15 protein-coding genes are annotated in these 20516 nt (G+C 55.5%); 2 read left to right on the top strand and 13 right to left on the bottom strand.

Translation table 11 applies throughout. The annotated features are described in order from the left end of the window. Window positions 1-9: 9 nt before the first annotated feature. The 7 genes from ACI1P1_RS22630 to ACI1P1_RS22660 all read right to left on the bottom strand — a co-directional run bounded on the left by ACI1P1_RS22630 (window position 10) and on the right by ACI1P1_RS22660 (window position 7058). Window positions 10-624 (bottom strand): ABC transporter ATP-binding protein, encoded by a 615-nt coding sequence (locus ACI1P1_RS22630; RefSeq protein WP_416218714.1) that lies wholly within the window; start codon window positions 622-624, stop codon window positions 10-12. Beyond that, window positions 614-1531, bottom strand: coding sequence for an oligopeptide/dipeptide ABC transporter ATP-binding protein (locus ACI1P1_RS22635; RefSeq protein ID WP_416218715.1), 918 nt, complete (start codon window positions 1529-1531; stop codon window positions 614-616). The genes ACI1P1_RS22630 and ACI1P1_RS22635 overlap by 11 nt, the downstream gene beginning before the upstream one ends. Window positions 1532-1556: 25 nt before the next feature. After that, on the bottom strand, window positions 1557-2387 hold the full coding sequence (locus ACI1P1_RS22640) for an ABC transporter permease (protein WP_416218716.1): 831 nt from the start codon (window positions 2385-2387) through the stop codon (window positions 1557-1559). Next, window positions 2384-3412, bottom strand: coding sequence for an ABC transporter permease (locus ACI1P1_RS22645; RefSeq protein ID WP_416218717.1), 1029 nt, complete (start codon window positions 3410-3412; stop codon window positions 2384-2386). Before ACI1P1_RS22645 ends, ACI1P1_RS22640 begins: the two co-directional genes overlap by 4 nt. Further along, entirely contained in the window at window positions 3400-5010 is a 1611-nt protein-coding gene (locus ACI1P1_RS22650; protein ID WP_416218718.1) for an ABC transporter substrate-binding protein, read from the bottom strand. Before ACI1P1_RS22650 ends, ACI1P1_RS22645 begins: the two co-directional genes overlap by 13 nt. Then, window positions 5007-5501, bottom strand: a complete 495-nt coding sequence (gene nikR / locus ACI1P1_RS22655; RefSeq protein WP_416218719.1) for a nickel-responsive transcriptional regulator NikR — start codon at window positions 5499-5501, stop codon at window positions 5007-5009. The genes ACI1P1_RS22650 and nikR overlap by 4 nt, the downstream gene beginning before the upstream one ends. 645 nt (window positions 5502-6146) lie before the next feature. Then, window positions 6147-7058 (bottom strand): LysR family transcriptional regulator, encoded by a 912-nt coding sequence (locus tag ACI1P1_RS22660; protein ID WP_416218720.1) that lies wholly within the window; start codon window positions 7056-7058, stop codon window positions 6147-6149. A 150-nt stretch (window positions 7059-7208) separates the two neighbouring features. Here ACI1P1_RS22660 and ACI1P1_RS22665 point away from each other — a divergent pair, with 150 nt between their 5' ends. After that, entirely contained in the window at window positions 7209-7964 is a 756-nt protein-coding gene (locus ACI1P1_RS22665) for a sulfite exporter TauE/SafE family protein (protein ID WP_416218721.1), read from the top strand. A gap of 29 nt (window positions 7965-7993) precedes the next feature. After that, entirely contained in the window at window positions 7994-9469 is a 1476-nt protein-coding gene (locus ACI1P1_RS22670; RefSeq protein ID WP_416218722.1) for a carboxylesterase/lipase family protein, read from the top strand. Window positions 9470-9560: 91 nt separating this feature from the next. Here ACI1P1_RS22670 and ACI1P1_RS22675 read toward each other — a convergent pair whose 3' ends face one another. From ACI1P1_RS22675 to ACI1P1_RS22700, 6 genes are all read right to left on the bottom strand, one after another. After that, on the bottom strand, window positions 9561-11018 hold the full coding sequence (locus tag ACI1P1_RS22675; protein WP_416218723.1) for a glycosyl hydrolase family 28-related protein: 1458 nt from the start codon (window positions 11016-11018) through the stop codon (window positions 9561-9563). 115 nt (window positions 11019-11133) lie between these two features. Further along, entirely contained in the window at window positions 11134-14262 is a 3129-nt protein-coding gene (locus tag ACI1P1_RS22680) for a sugar-binding protein (protein WP_416218724.1), read from the bottom strand. A 273-nt stretch (window positions 14263-14535) separates the two neighbouring features. After that, window positions 14536-16815: a helix-turn-helix domain-containing protein gene (locus ACI1P1_RS22685; RefSeq protein ID WP_416218725.1), complete on the bottom strand. Its 2280-nt coding sequence runs from the start codon at window positions 16813-16815 to the stop codon at window positions 14536-14538. Window positions 16816-16934: 119 nt separating this feature from the next. Beyond that, window positions 16935-18488, bottom strand: coding sequence for an extracellular solute-binding protein (locus ACI1P1_RS22690; RefSeq protein ID WP_416218726.1), 1554 nt, complete (start codon window positions 18486-18488; stop codon window positions 16935-16937). A 34-nt stretch (window positions 18489-18522) separates the two neighbouring features. Continuing rightward, window positions 18523-19398 carry a carbohydrate ABC transporter permease gene (locus ACI1P1_RS22695; protein WP_416218727.1) on the bottom strand — a complete coding sequence of 292 codons (876 nt, stop codon included), beginning with the start codon at window positions 19396-19398 and terminating at the stop codon, window positions 18523-18525. 16 nt (window positions 19399-19414) lie between these two features. Further along, window positions 19415-20323: an ABC transporter permease gene (locus tag ACI1P1_RS22700; RefSeq protein WP_416218773.1), complete on the bottom strand. Its 909-nt coding sequence runs from the start codon at window positions 20321-20323 to the stop codon at window positions 19415-19417. Window positions 20324-20516 lie beyond the last annotated feature (193 nt).

The raw sequence follows: 20516 nt of genomic DNA on the forward strand, positions 1-20516 counted from the left end.
TCCTGCCCTTTATCCGGCCAGCTCCTGCCAGTTCAGGATTCTGCCGCATAACCGTCCGGCCAGAGCCGCGTCATGGGTTACCGCCAGAATGCCCGCCTGATGCTGCTTGGCCCATTGTAGGACAGTATACCATATCTGTGCTTGGGTAATGGCATCCAGCATGGTTGTCATTTCGTCGGCAATCAAATAACGCGGTACGGCACCCAAAGCTCTGGCCACGCAAATCCGCTGCAGCTCTCCTCCTGACAGCTCATTGGGGTACCGGTTGAGCCACGCGTCCTCCACGGCAAGCTCCCGCAGCAGGATTTTGTCGGGCATTCCGGCCTCCTCCAGGGTGCGTCCCAGCTTCCACTTGGGATTCACCGCCTGCTCCGGATGCTGAAGCACCAGCTGCACCGGATTTGGCATTCCTTTTGCTGCCTGCACAGGGACGCCGTTTAGGAGGATACTTCCCTCTCGGGGAGCCTGATGTCCGGCCAGCAGCTTGCCCAGTGTGGATTTGCCGCAGCCGCTTGGGCCAACCAGCCCGACGACCTCCCCCGGTTTAACCCGGATGTCCAGCTTGCGGAATACCCAGTGTTCTTTGGTATAGCGGTATCCAAGCCCGGTTCCCTCAAGTGGCATGTAAACACCTCGTTTTTCCGTTTCTCACTCCGCGGAGGCCGGGAAATTGAATCCGGCACTCCTGTGTCGCCGCCTCACAGCGTGATGCGAAGGCACAGCCCTCTAGCTTCTCACCGGGAAGGGGCTGGGAACCAGCCGTGGCGGTAAAGTGCTGGGAGGGTAATGCCGACCACAGCGCCTTGGTATAGGGATGCCGCAAGCCGGACCCGTGATCTGCGAAGTCGCTTCGGCAAGCAATTTCCACCACTGTACCCGCATACAGAACGGCCACCCGGTCGGCGACAGTAAGCGCAGCCTCAATATCATGGGTGATCAGCATCACTGCCCCACCCTCCTCCGCCAGCAGCCGGAAGCGGCCCAGTGTCTCCTTCATCGCCGGGGCATCCAGACCCGGGGTAGGTTCATCGGCAATAAACAACCTTGCTCCGCTAACCGTGGCTGTGGATACCAGAACCTTCCGTGCCATTCCCCCCGACAGCTGGAACGGGAAAAAATCCGCCACCTGCTGGGCCAGATGGAATCTTCGGAAGGCCCCCCGCTGCTTTTCCACCGGATCGCCTTGGCGGACTGCCTGCCTAACCTGTTCCCCAACGGACATAAGCGGGTCCAGATATTGGACGGATTGCGGAATCAGCGCAATCTCCCTGCCGCGCAGCTGTTTTTGCCTTTTTGGGGTGAGTGCTTCACCCTTAAACTCCATATGGCCGCTGACCCGGGCATTACCTGGCAGGATGCCCAGAATGGCATGGGCCAGCAGGCTTTTCCCAGAGCCGCTGGATCCCACCACAGCCACAATTTCCTCCGCATGGATAGACAAGGAAAGATGATGCAGCACCTCCGTCTGCACCTGCTTCATCCCTCGTTGAAACCGGCTGAACCGGATGGACAGATCCTGGATCTCCAGCATCGCCTCACCTCCTCCAGATGATTTTTCATTCCTCATGGGCGTGACGCGGATCTACCCATTGCTTCAGATTTTCGCCAAGCACGGCAAACGTGCGGACCAAGACCAATAAGCATATTCCCGGAAACAACGCCAGCCACCACAGCCCGGAGGAGAGATAACGCATGGATTCCGACAAAATGATGCCGATGGCCGGTTCATGCGGGGATAATCCCATGCCGATGAAGGTGATGGATGCCTCATGCAGAATGGCATGGGGCACCACCAGAATCAGTCCCACCAACAGCTGAGGCAGCAGATGAGGTGTAATATGCCGGATTGCAATCCACCAGCGGGACTTGCCGAAGTTCCGGGACATGGCCACATAGGGCGCCGTCCGGAGCTGAAGCACCTCCGCCCGGATGACCCGGGACAGGCTGGGCCAGTGGGTCAGAGCCACACCGATAATGATTCCCTTGGCTCCGCCACCCAGTACGAAGGCGATAAGGAGCAGCGTTACGAGATGCGGAACACTTAGGAACAAATCGGTAATCCAGGCTACCACCCGGTCCACCACATTCCCCATTGCTGCGGCGGCAAGTCCCAGAATACCTGCGATAACCACACTTGAGGCTCCGGCAGCTACACCCACCTGCAGGCTCAAGGCCAGCCCCTTGATGGTGCGTGTCAGCATATCCCGGCCCAGCCAGTCTGTTCCGAAGGGATGGGCCCAGGACGGTCCCAGGTTGCGCTGGTTGAGATTAGTCGCCAGTCCGGACGGATTGATGCCATAAGCAGTGAAATAAAGCGTTAATAGAAGGAGGATCGCCGCTATTGAGGTGATCCACAAACGATGCCGGTAATGTACCCGTTTTATCATGGGCGGGCACCCGCTTTCACTCTGGGATCAATCAAGCGGTAGCTGATATCCGCCATCGTATTGCCGGTAAACACAAATACCGCGCTGCACAGCACAACACCCAATAAAAGCGGCACGTCACCGCGGAGCCCCGCCTCTACTGCTGCCTGGCCCAGGCCGGGATAGGAGAACACCTGCTCCGCCAGCACGGCTCCGCCGAACAGCTCGCTGAAGGAGGCGAACTGAAGGGTGATAGCCGGCAGCGCCACATTGCGCAGTCCATGACGGCGGAAGATGGTCCAGCCCTGCTCCCCTCTCGCTCTGGCGAACAGCCAATATTCCGAATCCATCACATCCAGCAGCTTTTCCCGGGTATGCAGGGCAATAGCCGCAATTCCCGTCACGCTGAGAGTCAGGACGGGCAGCAGCATGTGCCGGATGCGGTCAACCAGATGAACCTGATCGGCCGTTACCCCCGCCGGGACCGCCAGCCCCACCGGCAGCCAGCCCAGCCATACGGCAAAAACCAGCATCAACAGCAGCCCCACCCAGAAGGTCGGAGTGGAGGACAGAATGTAGCAGTACCAGCGCACCAGCCTATCCATCCAGGAATTGCGGTTCATGGCCGCCGTCACCCCGCAGAAAAAACCAATGATTCCGGACAGCACCCAGGCGGCGCCCATCAGAGCCAAGGAAGCGGCGAACCGCTCCCCGATTACCTCCAGCACAGGCTGGCGGTAAATCATGGAGGTTCCCCAATCGCCGCCTGCCAATGCGCCGAGCCAGCTCCAATATTGTGCAGGCGCAGGCTTATCCAGCCCCCAATACTCCACAATCGCCTGTCGCTGCTCCGGGCTGACCTTCATCATATCCGCGCCTACATACGCCTGGATGGGATCAATGGGGGAATAATGAACCAGAGCAAAGGACACACCGCTGACAGCCAGAAGCAGCAGGATAAGCCCTATGCATTTCCGCCCCAAAAAGATGAGCACGGCTTTCCCCCTGTCCCTTGACCCAAAAGAATGCTGCTTTACGGTTTCCATTGCCACTCCTCAATATTGTCGGTAACCGGCCAGCCATGTCCGTGGGGATGGACCTTCTGCTGCCCGATATCCAGACCCGACTTCACCAGGTAGAGATGATCGAGATTCACCAGCCATGCCCAAGGTGCGTCGCCCTTGGCGCTTAAGCCTGTGTTGCCGTCCCATTGCGCTTTTTTCCAAAGCTCCCATGCATCCTTTTCATTGGTGGCGCGCAGGGCCTGGTTCATATACCCATCCACCTTCGGGTTGTTGTAAAAACCGGGATTGTAATATTCCACACCGCCGAACTTGGCGCTGTATACATTGTACATCTCCAGCGGATCGTGGCTGCCCCAGCCCAGAAGCACCGCATTGGAATGCATCTGCTTGCCGATTTCATCCCAGCTTTTGCCCTCTACCTTCACCTGGATCCCCAAGGGCTTCAGCATATCCGCAGCCGCAATCGCCAAGGATTGGCGGGTCACGTCACTGGATGGGTACAGGAGATTAAACTGCGCCTTTAAAGCGCCCTTTTCCAAAATGCCATCCTTATCCGTGTCCACCCAGCCGTTATCGGCAAGCAGCTTCTTGGCACCATCCATATCGGCATCCTTGATTACCGCTTCGGGATTAAACCAGGGCAGCCCGTCGTTTAACGTGTAGGCCGGAGTACCATGGCCTTCCAGAACTCCCTGCACCAGCGCCTTCCGGTCCAGAGCGGTGTTGATGGCTTTGCGGATAGCCGGATCAGCGGTCACATCATTGCCGATGGGATTGCCCTCGGCGGTTTTGCTGCCCGCCTTCACAAAAGGAAACATGATGCCCCGGTTGTCTGCAGAGGGTAAAGCAACCAACTCCATTCCGGCAACGGTTTGTTTGCTGAAGGCCGCCGGAATGGCTGCCATATCCACCGTCCCCGCCTTGGCTGCGGCGAAAGCGGCATCTTCATTCAGAAACAGGAAGGTAATCCGCTGGAAAAACGGCTTGCTGCCGTAATAGTCCGGGTTGGCCTCCACGATTAGCTGCTGGCCTTTATCCCACTGCACCAGCTTGTATGGGCCGGACCCAACAGGCTTCAGGGCATAGTCCTTGCTGTGGGCGTGTTTGGGGACAATGCCCGTGGACACCAGCATCTGTGTGAAGGTGGACTGCGGCTCCTTCAATGTTAGCTTTACTGTAAGGTCACCGTCTGCTTCCACCTTGCTGAGGTTGCTCAGATCGATGGAGGAGCCGCTTTTAGCAGCAGTTTCATAGGTATACTGCACATCCGCAGCCGTTAAAGGCTGGCCGTCGCTGAACTTGACGCCGCTTTTCAGCTTTACAGTCCACAACAATCCGTCCGCGCTGACCGTGTAGCTCTCTGCTGCATCAGGCACCACATTCAGCTTGCTGTCCCGCTTCAGCAGTGTGCTCTGGAACAGCGGCGAGCCGTAGCGTCCCCAGCCTGTAGTAGGATCAAATCCGGCCTCCGGTTCCCCGCCAATAGCCAGGACCAGCTCCTTCTTTTCGCCAAGGGCTGTGTTGGCGGCGTTAGGCTGGGGTTTGTCCTTCCCGCAGGCGCTGATGGCCAGAACCACCACCACTAACATCAATATGAAAGCAAAACGCTGCTTCCTCATTCCTCATCTCCCTTTCTTTCATCTTCATGGGAATGGCTATGGCTGTGGTGGTGATGGCCGTGCTCTGCCGACTCATCTATAAAGGTAACGGACAGCTCCGCATAAAACACTCCTTTTTGCACCTTGATCCGGTTGGTCAGCTCCCGCAGCCGTTTCACCTGGCCACGCACCACGATGATCTCCAGACATTGGTCGTGATTCAAATGGATGTGCATGGTGGAGATAATGTCGTGATGATACTGGTGCTGCAACCCGGTTAAGGTGATGGACAGATCGTTTACGTGATGGTCGTAGACCATGACGATGGTACCGGCGGCAGACTGGTCCGGCGTGGCATGATCCGAATCCAGTATGGCCTTGCGCACCAAATCCCGGATGGCCTCGGAGCGGTTTTCGTAGCCTTGTTTGCCGATGAGCTTGTCGAAACGGCCCATCAGCTCCTCCGGCATGGATACCCCAAACCGGACAAGCGGAGATTCTTTTTCGGACATTGGATCAACCCCCGTCGTGATATTGGTAAAATTTATGTATGGTGTTACAAAACATATAAAACGTAACACGAAATCAGCGGCTTGTGAAGCAAAATTTGCTTGATGTTGGCGGGGGGCGGGACTTTTGAAGCTGTAGGGAGTTAGTAGCAGGATAGACATGTGGCGGCTATAGGAAGTCGGCTGCGGGGAACGCGAGAATTTTAACGGAGCTGAGCGACTCTTAAACGGCAAAAATCCCCTTTGATTTTTTTTAACGGAACTATCCGACTCTTAGAGGCATTTTTAAGGTCTTAATCCAGCTGAAAGTGACTCTAAGGGTCGCTGAGTTCCGTTAAAATTGAAATTTGTCCATTTTGATTCGCTAAGAGCTTCTCAGTTCCGCTAAAGATCGGCCCCCCGCTCCTCCAACGCAAAATAAGGCTGACATGCGGTAGATGCGCCTCCAACGCTACTCTTAGTTTCCGCATTTTACCACATTTACTTCCATATACCTCAAGGTACCTCAAGCTACCTCAAGCTACCCCTGTCTACCTCAAGTTACCTCTGGCAGCTCTAGCTACCTCTAGTTACTCCCAGGTTACTCCCTGGTTACTCCCTAGTTACTTCGAGTTTCCCCTGGTTATTCCTAGTCCCTTTTAGTCACAACTAGTCACTTCTATTAAAAGTCGCACACCGTTCCCCCCTGCCGTAACGCTCCAACACAAAGGCTCTGAAGCGGGAGGCGGCGGGAGGCAGCCAGCCGTCCCGCCTCCATGCGATACCGATTTGCCGCACACACCCCGATCCGTCAATAGGACGCTTCACTACCTGATCTCCGTAAGGATTGCGAATATCCGGCAACAGTGACACCCCAAGCCCCGCGGCCACCAGACCCAGCGCCGTCATCACCTCCTCCCCCTCGAATACAATCCGGGGAGTTGTCTGAAGCTGGCCGAACAGCTGGTCGGTTATCGTCCGCAAGCCGTAGCCCTGTTTCATGGCGATAAACGGAGCCTGGGCCAGCTCACTCGCCTGGACTTCCTCTTGCTGAGCCAAGGGATGACTGTGAGGAAGATACGCAAACAGATGCTCCTCCCACAGCTCCGCCCATTCGATGCCTTTTCTGGTTTCGGTCATGGAGGAAATGACCATATCCACCTCCCCCTGCTCCAGCCGATCCAGCATCATCCGGGTGGAGTCCTGGAACAGCTGGAAAGTGATCCGCGGCCACAAGGCCGTATAGGCGCTTAAGATATCCGGTACAGCCGTCAGCCCCAGGGATTTTAGGAAAGAGAGGGACACGGTGCCGCCTTCCGGGTCCAGGGCTTGATGGAGCTCCGCCTTCCCGGCTTCAATCTCGGCTAAAACCCTTTCTACCCGCAGGGCGAACTGCGCTCCGTACCGGTTCAACCGCACCGTGCGCCCGTCCCGGTCCAGCAGCGGCACACCCAGCTCCGCCTCCAGCTTGGCGATGGACCGGCTGAGTGCCGGCTGGGACATCATGAGCGCCTCTGCCGCCCGTGTGAAATGCTGAACCTTGGCTATTGTGGCGAAGTGCTCCAGCTGCTGCCATTCCAACGTGACCGCCTCCATGTTTTTTATGCATGTATGTTATGATTATCCTGCATTAGACTTCTCCCGGCCGTGCTTTTACAATCGGTACTAGGCCGTATTTGTAAACGCGGCTTCGATAAATCAGCCGGCTTACGTACAGGGAGGAAGTCTGTTTTGGAAACTGTAGCTCTAATCATGGTTATGTTATTAGTCGGCCTGCTTCTGGGCTTCGTAGGAGCAGGAGGCTCCGGTTTTATGATAGCTGTGCTTACCGTAGGCTTCGGCTATCCCATCCATGTCGCCATGGGGACTGCCATCGCAGCCATGATGTTCACATCCTTGTCCGGCATGCTCAGCCAGCTTCGCCAGCAGAACACGGACATCGCCACCGGCATTCTGGTGGGAATCACCGGGGCATTGGGCTCCTGGGTGGGGTCCGGCATCGCCTTCACTATTCCGGAGAGCGCCATGAAATGGTGCACCTCGGGAATGCTGGTGCTGTCTGGCCTGGCATTATGGCTGAAGCTCTCCATGTCTTCCCGGGACAAAGAGGGACAAAATCCCATCCACTCCCCTGCCCGCAGAAGGATAACCGCCGTTTGTGTCGGCTTAACGGTGGGGGTGCTCACCGGCACCTTCGGCATCGGCTCCACCCCCTTCATCCAGTTGGGGTTGATGCTGCTCCTAGGACTCAGCATGCGCAGAGCCGCAGGCACCTCCATGCTGGTCATCCTATTCGTCGCAGCTGCGGGAGCCGTAGGCTATTTTCAGGCGGGCAGTCTGAATGTGCCGCTTCTCTTCACCGTCTTGGCCGGCTCCATGACCGGCTCTTACATCGGCGCCCGGTTTACCAAACGCGCTCCTGCGGCACTACTCAAAACCGGTATGGTGGCCACTCCTATTGCCGCCGCATTTTTGCTTCTTTTATAAACCAATTTCTTCCGATGGAGGATGCCATCATGCCTATAGAAAAACCGATGGACCAGAATCTGCGCATCGAAACCGCATATGGTTGGGTCCAGGGAATCCGGGACGGAAACGTCTGCGCTTTTTTAGGTCTGCCGTATGCGGCGATACCGGCAGGGGCCGACTCCCGGTTTAAGCCCCCTCTCCCACTCCAGCCGTGGAGCGGCGTACGGAAGGCCGATGCCTTCGGGTCAACAGCCCCCCAGCCCAATCCGCTGCCCTATAACTCCAACCAGTCGGAGGACTGCCTCACCCTGAATATCTGGACTGACAACACGGATAAGCCAGAACGTCCGGTATTGGTCTATATCCATGGCGGCGGCTTCACCTCCGGCTCGGGCTCCAATCCCTCCTTTAACGGCAGAACCTTCGCGGAAAACGGTGGTGTGGTTGCCGTTACGCTGAATTACCGTCTGGGCGTGCTGGGTTTTCTGGATTTGTCCTCCGTATGGGGTGGAGAATACCGGACCTCGGGCAATACAGGCTTGCTGGATATCATCGCCGCCCTGCAATGGATCCGCGAAAACATTGGCTCTTTCGGCGGCAACCCTAACCGGGTCACCGTCATGGGCCAATCGGCCGGTGCCAAATGCGTCGGCGCCCTGCTTTGCGCCCCGCCGGCGGAGGGACTGTTCCACCGGGCCATTGCCATCAGCGGCTCCGTGCAGGCAGTGCGCGATCAGGGCACATCGGCAGAGCTGACTGAGCGGTTTCTTCATCATGCAAGCTTAAGCTCCCGGACAACAAACCGCCTGCTCACCATGCCTGCTGAAGAGCTGATGGCACTGCAGCAGGACTGGGTGAAGGATCTGCGCGGCGTCCATTATTTCGGCCCTGTTATCGACGGGCACACCCTCAAAACACAACCCCTGGAGGAGCTGGCCCGTCCTGGCCGCACCCTGCCGCCTCTGTTGATCGGCACCTCCCGCAACGAAACCGCCGGGTTTATTGCCGGCGATGACATTATGCAGCGTCCTTCCCTTGAGGTGCTGGAGCACATCTTCGGGCGGAATGCTGGTGCAGTACAGGCGGCGTATGAGCGGCGCAGCAACCTGCCTCTGGAAGGCGACAGCCCCAACATGGCCGTCTGGGAAGCCGTGATGACGGACTACATGTACCGGATCGCCGCCATCCGGACAGCGGAGGCTTATGCAGCAGCCGGAGCTCCCGTCTGGCTGTACCGCTTTGATGCGGGAGGCCCCCAAGGAGCCGGACATGGCAGCGAACGCCCGTATATCTGGCATAACGGCTTCCCGCCGGCCCGGTCCGCTTTGGCGGAACGGATGCATCAAGCCTGGATCCGTTTTATCCACGGCAGCGAGCCGGAGGCGGCCGGGTCAGCAGCGTCTTGGCCCCCATTCGAGCGGACCAACCGCCGCATCCTGCTGTTTAATGATCCCTGCTGCATATCCGGTTTGGAGGATGTCCTGAACGATCCGGATTTCCCCATGCAGTCCCTTGTTCTATAATCTGACTACATTATATATACGTCATGCTTAGACTCCAAAACAAACCGGGCCATACCAACCTTGAAAGGAGGGTACGACCCGGCTTTTCCGTTTATCGGAGCATCCGTCTCCGCAATTGGGCCTGATACAGATTCACAGGCTGGATACACTCGCCGGCAGGCAGCGGTTCCATCCAACGTCCATCCGTCAGGCATGAAGGGGCTTCCCCCGTGGGATAACCCACCAAATTCAGGGAGGCGGGAGCAAAACCCTCCGGGTAAGGCTGAAGCTGCTTGGCGTAGATGTTCCAGAAGGTTTCCCTCGCGGCACAATGTCTGCCCAGTGCGGCCCCGCCTCCGCTTTTCCACAGTCTGGTTCCGGCACCTGCATCAATATCCGTAAACAAATTGGCATAGGGCGCCCGTTTGTGGTGATCGAAGCACAGGTCCACCCCTCTCCCGCCGGCAAAAACATTGCCAGCGCACTTGCTGACAGAAATATCATGGATGAAAGAGCAGCGGTAATCGAAGGATTCCACCAGATTATCGTCCCCGTATATATAGATGCCGTGATGGCCTGTACAGCCGCTGGCCAAGTCAGGCTGACGGTGGGATTCCATAACGAGATTCCGCACCGTGCAGAAGCTCCCCTTCAGAATGATACCGCAATCCGAATTGCGGATGGTAACGCCATCAATCCAGCAATCCGAAGCCTGGGTAATGGCAACCCCGTTATACCCCAGCTCCCGGAAGTGTCCGGCATAAGGAACGTCGGGAAACTCCAGTGTTAAATCCTCGATCCCTACCTCATCCACCGTTGGCCTGAACGGCCGGATTACGGGCTGCCATTCCGCTCTGACGTGAAAGCGCAGCGCCCGGTTTATGGTAATGGAGTCTTCACCCACACTCACGATTTCTGCCACAAGACTGGCGCTGGTGCTGCCCCAGAGCTTATCCATATCCCCAGGATCGCCGCTGTATAGATGGGCTGCCAAGGAGTTGTCCGGGGTGTCCTCCTGGAAGACCTCAATCCGGTCTCCCGGCATCAGCCCTGCGGTGGAATCCACATAAAGCGTATGCTCCCCATAAGCCGCGTCCCGGACAATTGAAACAACCCCCCCCCGAAGGAACTCCCCGGCTATCGTGATCAACCCGCCGGACCAGGAATAATTGGAGGTCCGTTCCCCGGTGGTGGTGGCGCCCCAATCCGGACTGATGTCTGTCAGATGGCGGGTAAAATGCAGAGTCGTTTCCTCCTGCCCCGCTCCTCTAAGCACTACACCGCTTCTATTCAGCCGGAGCCGGCCTGAGAGCTTGTAGCATCCCGGAGGAATCCATAACACACCCGTTCCTATTTGCGCCAGTGCCCGCTCAAAAGCTTCAGTGTCATCCTGCTCACCGTCTCCTGCAGCGCCGAAGTCCCGGACATTGGCGGTTACCGCAGGCCGGGGGAGCTCCTTGTTCCCACAGCCGTAACCGGCATACGAAAAATCCGGCAGACGCCCCTCCGGCTTCCACAGCTCGCCGTTCTCTCCCCAGAGAGGAGAGGTCAGCATTCCCTTTGTCTCCATTTGCCCAAAACACCCCTTTATGAATGATGCAAACGGCAGCCTCCGTCCGGAGACGAAAGCTGCCCTTTTCCATTATATACTCCTCCAACGTTCCATGGCAGCGCTATCAGAGGAATTACGGCGCCACCGTTACTTGAATCCGGGCTTCAGCACCTTTGTAGACAGCGACAATCTCCGTAACACCTGCATATAACCCTTGTACTACCGCTCCAGCCCCACGGGATTGCAGCAGCCTGGCGATAGACGCGTCTTCGCTGTACCAGATGACCGCTTCCGGATCACTTACCGGATTGCCCTGCTCATCCAGCACCTGCGCCAGCAGACTTTGCTGTTCCAGCAATCCCAGGTTCAGCGGAGCCGCTTGAAGCTGGACCGTATAAGGAGCTGTGTTGGGACCGGGATAATGGTATCCCTTGGAGCTGCCGAAGGCCTGGCTGTTAAAATCGGCACTGCCGCCCTCCCACTCCGCATTGGTTCCGTTCACGAACTGCGGGTCTGTGCCTTTTACCCCCTGCACATATTCATCGTTACGGATGGATTCCAGACTTCCACTGACCACATGAAACAAATTTGTGCCGTTGGTTTTGGCGATAATCGAGTCATAAATCCGAACCTGGTTCGCTTCCTCCAGCATCACTTCCGCATGCTGGTTGTTGAAGAAGGTGCTGAAATACGCATCCAGCCTGCCGTTGCCGCCGACCCACAGCCCCACGGAATCGCCGCTGCCCCCACGCTTGAAGGAATACCCGCTCACCGTACGGATGAAGGTAGCCTTATCCGCTGACCAATAGCGGTAATTGCGCTTGTTGCCGAAGGATACGGTATCGATGAGCACCGGATTCCGGGACTTGTCATCCCAGCCACCGTCGGTGTTATCGAAGGCCTTGCTGCGCAGATAGGTGATGTTGTAGGCCGCCCGCTCAGCAGTAAAGCCGTCGCCGTTCCAATAGCTTCCCGCATCGTCCTGATGCCAGCTGTTGCGGCTCACCACATCCTGGAACACAATATCATGCTCGAAAATATAGTCGGACTCCGCCGGAGAATTGCCGATCCGGAAGCCCATGGGGAAGTTGCCCGGCGCCCAGTTGGCCTGCCCGCCCGCATCCGCGTCCACACCGATAACGGCCGCCATATAATTGCCGTTGCGGAAGCGGACTGCACTCTTCGTATAGTTGGTATATTCCCCGCCCTTTACGAGAATATCATGTGTGCCAACTGCAGGGTTGGAACGCGTGGCCCTGCCCCAGAAGTAGATGCCGTCGCTCATGTCATGCACATCCACATCGAACACCCGGATACCCTCATGCTGGCCGTTGACATAGATACCGTAGAAATAATTGCGGATAACAATATTTTCAATCTGCCAATAGCTGACGCCCAAGGGAGCGTTGATCAAGGAGCGCTGCAGCTGATTAGCCAGGGTATAATCCCCCTGGAACACCGGCTTGCCGGCGCCGGTATCCACTCCCGCCAGCTTCTTCATATGCAGAAGATCCAGCCCGCCTCCGGTCAGGTTCAACGTCTGGGGAACTGTATAGGTGCCGCTCCCCACATAAAGGGTGTTGTTCTTGCCAGTTGCTTCCCAGGCTGCCTGCAATCCCCCCTCCAGGTCGCCTTGGAAGGCGTTGGCCCAGCTGCTGCCGTCCTTTGCCCCAGCTCCAGACGGCGTCACATAACGGTCCACCTGCAGCGGCTCTGTTGGCGGAACTGGAGGTGTACCCACCGTAGCAGCGGACAGGACTAACTCGCCGTAGCCCATGGTGTTCTTGTAGTTGTCGGCAATGCCGGACCATACCAGCTGGCCCTCCCGCGTGCCGCCGTTATCATCATCATTGACCGCCAGATCGAAGCCCATGCTTAAACCGGCGGCCGGAGTCAAACCGAGGTTCTTCCACGGAATGGCAAGCTCCACGCTGTAGCCTCCGCCGGCTGCTGCCGAGGCATGCTTAACCCCAACCGTTTCGCTCAGCCGTTCAAAGAAAGCCGTGTCATTATACCCCTTGCGGAAATGCCAGTCATGAATATCCAGGAGGGAGCCACGGCTGTAGTCCGCATCAAGAAACACCTCCACGGAATCATCATCGTAGGCATCCTTGGAATCATTCAACGGATGGGCATCCGTAACCTGTACACCGACATACAGATAATCTCCATCATACAGGGTGCCGAACATCACTGAGTTATCCGTGGTCCCCAGCACTGTTTTCCGGGCAGTCCGGTTGATCTGCCATACGGCTTCATCCAGTATTCCATCCGCCGCAATGGGACTTAACGTACGCAGCGTATCCAAAGGGGGTTCCGGCACAAGCTCTTGTACTGTCACCGGAACGGTGGCCGACAGAGAACCGTATGCGGCCTGGATCATGGTGCTGCCCGCCTCTACTCCGGTCACCACTCCGCTGGAGCTAACCACGGCCACGGAAGGATCGGTACTGGTCCAGATGCTTTGCAGACCGGTCATAGCCAAATTGCTTTGGTCATAAACGGTAGCCGTATACTGGCGGCTTTCATCCTTCAACAGTACAGCATTCTGCGGAGCAGCTGTCATTCGGGTGGGGATCCGCTTGTCAACAACACGGACATTGTCCACAGCGTAGCTGCCCTTGCTGTAGCCGCCTACTGCAATCCGCCCCGATGGGAAGGTGGTGTCGGTTGCCGTTACCACAGGTACACCGTCCACATAGCCGGTAAGGGATGTGCCGTCCATCTCCAGCTTCAGCAGATAAGCGATGCCGGGATTTAAGGTCATGGAAAAGGAGGCCAGCGTGGTGCTGGTGCCGTTTACCATTTTATTGAGGATAACCGTATTGTTAGAGGTGTGAATCCGCAGCCCGTAATGGTTGTCCGCACTGCGGTATCTGCCGAGCACCCCCACCACATTATTCTCCGTGTAATTCTTCACCCATGCCTCTACCGAATAGCTGGTCCATGCGGAATCGCCCGCAGCCTGATAGCGGGTCGTAGAGCCGGAGGTATAGGTTTGTTTGAAAACCATCGTACTGCCGTCCGCCGCCACCGAATAACCGCCGGAGCCCGACCAGCCAGTGGAATTGCCATCCTCAAAATCATCGAAAAAAAGCACATTCTCGGATGCGGTATAAACCGCCGAGGTAACCGTCTCCAGAGCAGCCCCTTCTGTAACCGCTTTCTCATTTGCGTAAACAACAGGCAGCCCTGCCATGCTTAATAGTATACCCATCGTCAATATCACAGCTGTAAATCTTCTAAACCAAAACAGCTTCATCTTTTCATTCCTCCCCTGCTAAGCAGAATAAAATGTGTACGTCCCCAGAAAATCCGGCATCCCTCCTCCGCAGCCTGACTTTCTTTCTGTTTTATTCTCCGGCAAAGCTCCATGACCGTCTATATTCATTTCTTCATGAAACGCAAGGAATCGCCGATGCTGTCACTTCTTCAGGTGGACCAATCATTTGGTAAGAACAAGACATTAAGTGCTTCCAAGACCTGCAAGCCACAACAGAAAGACCAGCCTGCAATCAGGCCGGTCTGCACATGCCTACTCCGTCCTCCGGAGAGACGATCCGTTTAGCTCCCGGTATTGGCCGGGGGTAATCCCCTCTATTTTGCGGAAATAGCGGATGAAATTTGTGGGGTTGGTATATTTCAGCTTTTCAGCCATTTCGGTAATGGTCATGTCCGTTTCCGTCAGCCATTTTTTGGCCATCTGAAGCCGGTGCTTCAACAAATATTCGCTGAAGTTTACACCGGTTTCCTGGCGGAACACCTTGCTCACATAATGGGGATGATAGTCAATCCGGGAAGCGCACAGCTCCAGGGTCAGATCCGTATCGAAATCCTGATGGATCATGCCGATCACCGCATCGGATATGGTCTGGAACTGGTTGCTCCTACGTTCCTCCAGAAGGGCAATCACGGGATGGATCAGCTTATGGATAAACCAGCCCTCCATCTCCTCCACTGTCCGGTTGGCTGACATCTGCTCCATCAAGGGCTGCTCCCCCTGGATAATCACCCGCAGCGGAATACCCTCCTCCTGCAGCAGACTGCCGATTTCCGTCATGATTCGCAGCAGGGATAACTGGTATTCTTGGAAGTGAAAGGGTGGCTTCACCAGCTCCTGCAGCAGGAAGCGAAGCCGTTCCTCGGCTTGTTGAAGATAACCGTTCTTGATGTCCGAGATAAGCTCCTGCTCCAGCTTGACAGGGTAATGGACATCCGTCTCCGGCTCGGACAGCACATCCTCGCTGTAGATGATGGCTTCATTACCCAGCATTAACCGGTATTTCAGCGTTTCTTCCGCCTGCTTCAACCCCTTGGGAATGCCGTTCCAATCCTCCAGAGGCTGGCTAATGCCGATGCTGACGGTTACTCCCAGATAATCCGCAACCGCGTGCTGGAGGCTCTCTGCCCATTGCTGGATATCCTTATTCCATTCCTTGGCATCCCCGCCGTCCGTACCGAGAACACTCCATTGCCGGTTATTCAGCACCACGGGAATCAGCTGACCGGCCTGGGGAAGCATTTCGCCTGCCATATTGCTTATGGCAAACAGCAAAAGATCCGTATCCTTATCGTCATAGCGGGTGCCCTCCAGCGTATCAATTTCCACCGCCATTACCTTCAAGAGCTGCCAATTGCGGGGGAATCCGAACCGCTCTTGCTTCTCCGCGATTTCCCGTCTGGTCACATCTCCAAGCAACAGCCGTTGGACAAAGGATGCCTTCAGCTGGGACTGGTACATCTGCAGCTGGCTGGTCATCTTCTTCTCCTTGTCCAGCATCCCTCTCACCCGGTGGCCGATCCGCTGGAGATGATCCTCCTCCTCAGGCTCCTTTGCCCCCCCTCCCTCCACCGGCTCCATAAGGTTGTCATGGAGCACCCGGATGGGACGGTACATATTACGCGACCCGAACCAGGAGGCAAATAAAATCAGGAAGCCGATAACCCCACAGGTCCACAGAGTAAAGCTGCGGATGGCATGGGACTCCTTCTGGATCACCTGCAGCTCCGCTGCCGCCAGGTAAATCCAGCCGTTATATTCCGAACGGATGAAGGTAATGCCGAAATCATTCCCTTGATAAGTCCAGTTCACCTGCCCCTCCGGGGCCTCATCCGCCTTCAGCCGCTGCCGCAGGTCCGGCTCCGCCAGCATTGCCTGAATGGAGCCGGTATCCTGGTGCATCAGCAGATTGCCCTCCCGGTCCAGTATGGCGGTGCTGCCCAGGGGATTGGCGCGCAGCATAAGCTTGCTTAAATGGCTGAAGGGAATTTCCGCCACAATGATGGCCGAGGGCGCAGGGGAAAACAACGGGTTCTTTTTGACATATTGAACCAAACTTTCATCCCATGTCCAGACTGAGTTGGCATTGGAGCGCAGAAATTCCTCCAGCCCCCTGACCTTCTCCGTTCCTGGCTTGTATGCGGCAATACCTCCGTTGTCCATCTTCCACCGGTAATCCCGGTTATACAGGGTCACATCCTGCACACCCAATTCAAATACCTGCAGCTGGCGCATATTCGTCTGCAATTCCGTCAGCGGCTCATAATAGTCCTGGTTTAACGGAATATTGAAGGAATACGCTGAGCCGGATGAATTCAAGTAGGCGGCCAGGGAGGTTTCCACGGTTTTCAGATTTTGTTCGATAGTTAACTGGCTATGCTTGAGGATTTGGGCATTCCCCGCCTCCACATAGCTTTGGATGGTATCGGAGGCCCGGATAGAGGAGAAAAGCCCCAGAACCGCCAGCGGCACAATGCCCAGCACGATTCCGTAAACGGCCAATTGATTGACATAGGTCAGCTTGCGCAGGCTCATAATGTTTAACCCCCCGGCTGCTCTGCTTTAGCTCTGGGACATTCCCATTGCCATGACGGAAAAGAAGGAGATGGCCGAAGCCATCTCCCAGGGCATATTTGCTAACACGCCCTATCGCTTTATTTAGCAGTCTTATGATACTCTTCGGTCAATTCGGCGATGACCTTGTCCCCGCCGGCCTTGCGCCAGTCTTCAATTGCCTTTTTGAGCCCGGCTTCGTCCAATTGGGCCATGATATATTTCACTTGAGCGTCCTTAATCATTTTTTCCAGCTCTGGTCCCTTCTCGGTTTGGGTCTTGGAAATGAGTGCCCGGCTTATGTTATAAATCGCTATTTTCTCGTTTTGGGCAACCAAACCGGCAATGGTGGCATCCACATCAGCCTGCTTCAAGGGCATGGCAACGGAAACATGAGCGACAGCCAGCTGATTCAAAGCACTGTTGGCCCGCTTCACAGTGTCAGGGCGGGATTCATCCGGAATCGCGTATTGTCCTTCCACCGCGTAGTCGGCATCCTTGACGCCCCGGTACAGCAGGGTCATTCCTTCGGGGGTAGAGATTTTATCGAAGAAGGCCAGAATCTTCAACAGCTCTGCTTCTGTTTTGATGGTACCCTTCGAGAACATGTAGCCGCCCAGGAAACCGCCTGTGCTGGAGGCAAGCAGCCCTTTGGGGCCGGTCAGCCCTTGCACAAATCCGAAATCTGCACTGGGATCAATCTTCTTCGTGTCTTTGTATACGGCACTCAGATCAGAATCCACTGTAATGGCCATGCCCGCCTTGCCTTTAACCAACATGTCCTTCATCTGCATGACATTGATCAGCGCGAAATCCTGGTTCATAATCTTCTCTGCGTACATTTTCCGGTAAAATTGCAACGCTTCCAAATATGCCGGTGTTAAGAAGTTGGGAGTCACCTGGTTATTCACCAGTCCGTACGTAAACGGTGCACCGAAGTATATACTTACATCCCGTGTCAGTGAGTCCAAAGAGCTGGTCTCCACATAACCCACCGTATCATTCTTGCCGTTCTTGTCCGGATCATTCTCCGTAAATGCCTTGGCAACCTTGTAGAAATCATCCAGTGTCTTCGGCTCCGACAGACCCAGATTATTCAGCCAATCCTTGCGGTAAGCCACAACATGCCGGGCGGCGTCTCTGCTTCTGGGCAGCAAGTAGATTTTACCATCATAACCGGCCCCATTCAATACTTCAGGATTCAGCTTGGAGAGGTTAGAGAACTGCTTCAGGTATGGACCGATTTCCCAGAAGGCGCCTGCCCGCACCGCATTCACCACGTTGGCTGAGCGGTTGGAGCTGACCAAAAGCACGTGTGGCAATTCACTGGATGCAAGTGTAGCGTTGAATTTGTCGTTATAGGCAGTGGACGGCACCCAGGTAATATCCAGCTTGGTGTTGGTCAGCTTCTCCAGCTCCAGCTTGACGGGATTGTCGTCGTTGGGCGCTTCATTGGACATTTGGGTTATGATTTTGATCTTGGTGGGCTCTTCCTTCTTAGCCGGTGCTGATTGGACAGGAACCGAAGCTCCCGGCGCTGGAGAACTGGAACTGCCGCTTTTCTCTTCGGATCCACAGCCAGCCAATACGCTTACTGCTGCCAGGGATGCCGCTACCGAAATTAATCCAATAGTAGTGCCTGCTTTGTTCTTCATTCAAGTTGCCCCCTTGAGATGGATTAATAATTTTTTATCCTTTTACAGATCCAAGCATAACCCCTTTGGCAAAATGCTTCTGCAGAAACGGGTATACACACAGAATAGGCAGTGTAGCCACGGTTATCACCGCCATCTTGACGGTTTGCGGCTGGGCGCTGGCAGTTTCGGCCATGGCCTCTGAACTTTCCAGCCAGTTCTGGGATTGCAGCACAATAGAGCGCAGCAGCACCTGGATGGGCCATTTGTCCGCATCGTTCATATACAACACCGCCGCCATGAAGGTATTCCAATGGCCTACCGCATAAAACAGGCAGAAGGTAGCCAATGCGGGAAGGGACAAGGGCAGCACCAGCCGGATGAGAATCACCATGTCGTTGGCCCCTTCAATTTTAGCCGATTCCTCCAGACCGTCGGGCATTTGCTGGAAGAAATTTTTTAAGACGATCAGATTAAAAATATTGATGGCGCCCGGCAGCATCAGGGATCCGAAGGAGTTCAGCAGCCCCAGGGATTTGATCAGCAGATAGGTGGGAATCATTCCACCGCCGAAGAGCATGGGGAACACCACCATCATCATCAGAACCTTACGCCCGATCAGATCCTTTCTGGACAACGGATACGCCATCAACGAGGTCATAATCATGTTGATTAGAGTCCCCGCCACCGTAATGAATACCGTTACCAGAAGACTATGCATAATCCGGTCATTGGCAAATATCACCCGGTACGCATCCAGGGAAAACTGGGTTGGAAACAAAATGAAATCCTTGGTCAGTACCTCATGCTCGGAGGCAAAGGAGGTGCCGACAATGTGGACGAACGGCAGGGTTGTCGCCATCGCAAACAGGACAAGCAGCAGGAGGTTGACCGAGTCGAATATCCGGCCTCCCACAGAACGGTCTTTCACATGGAACAGCTCCTCTCTATATAATACCTTCCTCGCCGAATTTTTTGCTGAAGTGGTTCGCCAACAGCACCAGCACAAGGCCGACCAGGGACTTAAACAAGCCAACAGCGGCGGAATAGCTGAAGGAGCCCTGAATGATGCCCATGGTGTAGACGTAGGTATCGAAAATCTCCGCCACCTCCCTGTTCAGGGAATTCAGCATGAGGAACACATGATCGAAGCCCAGCTCCAGAATATCCCCCAGCTTCAGTATCAGAAGAATGAAAATGGTGCTGCGGATGGACGGCAGGGTTACATGCCACAGCTGTTTGAACCGGTTGGCTCCATCGATTCGCGCCGCTTCGTAGAGCTGCTGGTCCACACCCGCCAGCGCCGCCAGATAGATGATGGTTCCCCAGCCCGTCTCCCGCCAGATGGCCTGCAGAATATATACCGGCCGGAATAAATCCGGGTTCATCATGATGGTGAACTTCTCCAGTCCGACAGCAGCAAGCATGCTTTGAAATAAGCCATCCTGCATCTCGAAGACCACAAAGAAGATGCCGATAATAATTACCCAGGACATGAAGTGAGGAATATAAATCATGGTTTGGATGACCTTCTTGAAGCGTTGGTTGCGCAGTTCGTTCAGCATTAACGCTGCCACGATGGGCATGGGAAAGACCAGAAGCAGGTTCATCAGAGACAGGGACAAAGTATTCTTCAGCAGCATCAGGAAGGTGGGGTCGCCGAACAATCGGGAAAAATGCTTCACACCCACCCACGGACTGCCTGTTATCCCCTGGTAAGGGGAATAATCCTGAAAGGCAATGACAATCCCCCACATGGGGGCATACTTAAATACCAGAAAGTAAATAATGCCGGGTGTCAGCATAAAATAGAGCCACCGGTCCATGAGCATTTTGCGGATCGTTCTTTTTCTCATGAGCCAGCCTCTTGTGCTGCTCTCCGTCTGCCGGGGAATCTCGGACAGCTGATTCGCTTCAGCCATGGATTCATCACTCCTAACCTTCAACACTGGTCCCGCGCAACCGCTTGCTTTCTCCCCTATTCTAGGGGCCAACGGCTTTGACAGTCCATATTCATTTCTTCACCTGGCCGGTTTTGGCCATGAAATT

The sequence above is a fragment of the Paenibacillus mesotrionivorans genome (assembly GCF_046098205.1).
GTDB classification, from domain to species: Bacteria; Bacillota; Bacilli; order Paenibacillales; family NBRC-103111; genus Paenibacillus_AR; species Paenibacillus_AR mesotrionivorans.

Excerpts from the sequence above, each read along its gene's own strand:
- ACI1P1_RS22630 (WP_416218714.1), bottom strand. The coding sequence starts at position 624 with ATGCCACTTGAGGGAACCGGGCTTGGATACCGCTATACCAAAGAACAC.
- ACI1P1_RS22635 (WP_416218715.1), bottom strand. The coding sequence starts at position 1,531 with ATGCTGGAGATCCAGGATCTGTCCATCCGGTTCAGCCGGTTTCAACGA.
- ACI1P1_RS22640 (WP_416218716.1), bottom strand. The coding sequence starts at position 2,387 with ATGATAAAACGGGTACATTACCGGCATCGTTTGTGGATCACCTCAATA.
- ACI1P1_RS22645 (WP_416218717.1), bottom strand. The coding sequence starts at position 3,412 with ATGGAAACCGTAAAGCAGCATTCTTTTGGGTCAAGGGACAGGGGGAAA.
- ACI1P1_RS22650 (WP_416218718.1), bottom strand. The coding sequence starts at position 5,010 with ATGAGGAAGCAGCGTTTTGCTTTCATATTGATGTTAGTGGTGGTGGTT.
- nikR (WP_416218719.1), bottom strand. The coding sequence starts at position 5,501 with ATGTCCGAAAAAGAATCTCCGCTTGTCCGGTTTGGGGTATCCATGCCG.
- ACI1P1_RS22670 (WP_416218722.1), top strand. The coding sequence starts at position 7,994 with ATGCCTATAGAAAAACCGATGGACCAGAATCTGCGCATCGAAACCGCA.
- ACI1P1_RS22675 (WP_416218723.1), bottom strand. The coding sequence starts at position 11,018 with ATGGAGACAAAGGGAATGCTGACCTCTCCTCTCTGGGGAGAGAACGGC.
- ACI1P1_RS22680 (WP_416218724.1), bottom strand. The coding sequence starts at position 14,262 with ATGAAGCTGTTTTGGTTTAGAAGATTTACAGCTGTGATATTGACGATG.
- ACI1P1_RS22685 (WP_416218725.1), bottom strand. The coding sequence starts at position 16,815 with ATGAGCCTGCGCAAGCTGACCTATGTCAATCAATTGGCCGTTTACGGA.
- ACI1P1_RS22690 (WP_416218726.1), bottom strand. The coding sequence starts at position 18,488 with ATGAAGAACAAAGCAGGCACTACTATTGGATTAATTTCGGTAGCGGCA.
- ACI1P1_RS22700 (WP_416218773.1), bottom strand. The coding sequence starts at position 20,323 with ATGAGAAAAAGAACGATCCGCAAAATGCTCATGGACCGGTGGCTCTAT.